Raw genomic sequence first — 2,142 nt, 5'->3', positions numbered from 1 at the left:
CTGTGCTGCTGCGGCTTGGCGACAAAGCGTTTTGTTTGTCAGCCGCGAAGAAGAAAGAGTATGAAGCGTTTCGCCTGTTTCGTCAACTTCTATTTTTACTGCCCCGTCGTTTCCGACCGGCCCGTTTTACCCGGCATCGAGTGCCTCTCATTGGGGAGGCGAACTATAGCAAAGCGTGCTCGCGCCTGCAAGGTGTTTCGCTGCAAAAACTGTAGTAACTCGGCCAGAAGCCAGCAAATTCGCCATCTCGGCGGGGACCAACTGTTACAATTTCGGTCTTTCGCGGCACTGCGGCGCATCAATACAGAAGACACCAAATGAAACAACATCAGCACAGCATGAAAAGGGCCGGTTTTACCTCCGGTTTCGGCGTTCTGGCCGCAACTCTTGGCTCGGCCGTGGGACTGGGTAATATATGGAAGTTCCCGTACCTGACCGGGGCCAACGGCGGCGCCGGCTTCCTGCTGATTTACTTACTGGCGACACTGCTGGTCGGGCTGCCAGTCATGATCGTGGAAATCACTCTGGGACGCCAGGCGAAGGCCAACCCGATTTCCGCCTTGCAGACACTGGCGCACAAGGGCCGCATGTGGTGGTTGATCGGCGTGGCCGGCATGCTGGCCGCCTTTATGATCTTATCGTTTTACTCAGAAGTGGTGGGCTGGGTGTTTGCCTATGTAGCGAAGGCCATTGGCGGCACCATCCTCAGTAGCGACCGCCATGTGACGGAAGCAGCTTTCGGCGCGTTGATCAGCGATCCGCTGCAATCGCTGCTGTGGCAGTGGGGCGTACTGATCTTTATCGGCGGCATCCTGCTGATGGGCGTAACCAAAGGTATTGAAGCGCTGACCAAAAAATTGATGCCCTTGCTGTTCGTGTTGTTGTTACTGCTGTGCGCCGTCAGCCTGTCGCTGGAAAAAGCGGGCGATGGCCTGGCCTTCCTGTTCCATCCTGACTTCAGCAAAATTACCGCTTCCGTGGTGCTGACGGCGATGGGCCTGGCATTCTTTAAACTGTCGATCGGCATGGGCACGATGATGACCTACGGCAGTTACTTCCGCGACGACCAGGACATTCCACTGACCACGCTTCGCGTCATGAGCGCGGATCTGTGCGTCTCGATGCTGGCCGGAATTGCCATTTTCCCTGCGGTATTCACTTTCGGCTTCGCCCCTGCGGCAGGCCCGGCGCTGGTATTCATTACGATCCCCGCGGTCTTCTCCCAAATTCCGATGGGGCAGCTGCTGATGGTAGTCTTCTTCATCCTGGCGGCCGTCGCTGCCACCGGCGCAATGCTGTCGTTGATGGAAGTACCCGTGTTGATTTTCCACGAGCGCTTTGGCTTCTCCCGTCCGAAAGCAACCCTGCTGACAATCGCACTGCTTGCGATCATGGGATCTTGCTGCGCCTTGAGCAATAGCACATTGGCTGACTTCAAGCTATTCGGCTTAACCATGTTCGACCTGTTCGACGTCGTCTCCTCAAACATCCTGTTACCGGCAGGCGGCATTGCAGTGGCGTTGTTTGTCGGCTGGGATTGGGGCATCGAGAAGTTTAGCCGCGCACTGAGCAATAACGGCCAGTTGAACAACGAGGGCATTGCGCGCGCAGTATTTTTCCTGTTGCGCTACGTATCGCCATTATTGATTTTGATTGTGATGCTGAAAGGCTTGAAGCTGTTCTAATATCCTTGATGGGCTGCGCCGCAGAATGAGGGAAGAAAGACTGACGTCAGACCTCCCTTGATGCGGCGCGGAACACACGACATCCGCATCGCCCCTCCCCCTCATCCGCGGCGCCACCCATGCCGGCGCCGCCCCAAACATCCTCCCCTGCGCCACATCGGCATCATCCCACCTCGACCTGGATGGGAAGGTGCGCGCCTAAATGGACTCCATGGCAATTAGCGCGCCGGCGACTACCAGGGGTCTGACCCCGGCCTTTTGGGGTCTGACCCCGGCTGTTGACCTGGTGGAGCCAAAGCGCCAGACGAAAAAAAGCCCAGCATCTCTGCTGGGCTTTTTTAATATAACTAGCCTGACGATAACCTACTTTCACACTGGTTGCAGCACTATCATCGGCGCAAAGTTGTTTCACGGTCCTGTTCGGGATGGGAAGGGGTGGGACCAACTTGCTATGGTC

At 56.5% G+C, this 2,142-nt stretch carries 2 protein-coding genes and 1 rRNA gene; 2 read left to right on the top strand and 1 reads right to left on the bottom strand.

Going from position 1 to position 2,142, the window contains the following annotated elements; all coding sequences use genetic code 11:
* Window positions 1–215 (top strand): hypothetical protein (locus tag OIK44_RS25625; RefSeq protein WP_273675081.1); only part of this gene is annotated, 215 nt, incomplete at its 5' end.
* A 102-nt stretch (window positions 216–317) separates the two neighbouring features.
* Window positions 318–1,685, top strand: a complete 1,368-nt coding sequence (locus OIK44_RS25620; protein WP_273675080.1) for a sodium-dependent transporter — start codon at window positions 318–320, stop codon at window positions 1,683–1,685.
* Between the two features lie 350 nt (window positions 1,686–2,035).
* Here OIK44_RS25620 and rrf read toward each other — a convergent pair.
* Window positions 2,036–2,142: ribosomal RNA gene (gene rrf / locus OIK44_RS25615) — 5S ribosomal RNA — on the bottom strand; the annotation flags it as partial.

It is taken from the genome of Janthinobacterium fluminis, from assembly GCF_028595325.1.
In the GTDB taxonomy this organism is placed as follows: Bacteria; Pseudomonadota; Gammaproteobacteria; order Burkholderiales; family Burkholderiaceae_D; genus Janthinobacterium; species Janthinobacterium fluminis.
This window is presented reverse-complemented; position numbering and strand designations above follow the sequence as displayed.

Coding starts and splice junctions, on each gene's coding strand:
- OIK44_RS25620 (WP_273675080.1), top strand. CDS start 318: ATGAAACAACATCAGCACAGCATGAAAAGGGCCGGTTTTACCTCCGGT.